Annotated in this window: 1 protein-coding gene; it reads left to right on the top strand. The window is 73.5% G+C overall.

What is annotated here, in order from left to right:
- A partial coding sequence (locus E7Z54_RS22865; RefSeq protein WP_168798129.1) for a DUF7507 domain-containing protein occupies positions 1-306 on the top strand: 306 nt, incomplete at both ends.

Here is a 306-nt window from a genome sequence, read left to right as displayed (position 1 = left end):
AACACCGCGACCGCCACCGGCATCCCGCCCTCGGGCACGCCAGTGGACTCCGCGCCGTCCACGGCGACCGTCACGATCGAGTCCGCACCGGGGCTGACGCTGCAGAAGACCGCCCGCCCGGCCAGTGCGGCTGCCGCCGGGGAGTCGATCACCTACTCGTTCGTGGTGACCAACAGCGGCAACGTGACCCTCACGGACGTGACCGTCGACGAGGGCGCCTTCACCGGGTCCGGCGAACTGTCACCGGTTACCTGCCCGGCCGCGGCCGGCTCGCTGGCCCCGGGCGAGCAGGCGACCTGCACCGCC

The sequence above is a fragment of the Nocardioides sp. genome, assembly GCF_004803405.1.
Lineage (GTDB): Bacteria > Actinomycetota > Actinomycetes > Propionibacteriales > Nocardioidaceae > Nocardioides > Nocardioides vastitatis.
Note: the sequence above shows the minus strand (reverse complement) of the source record. Positions and strands in the feature narration are given on the sequence as shown.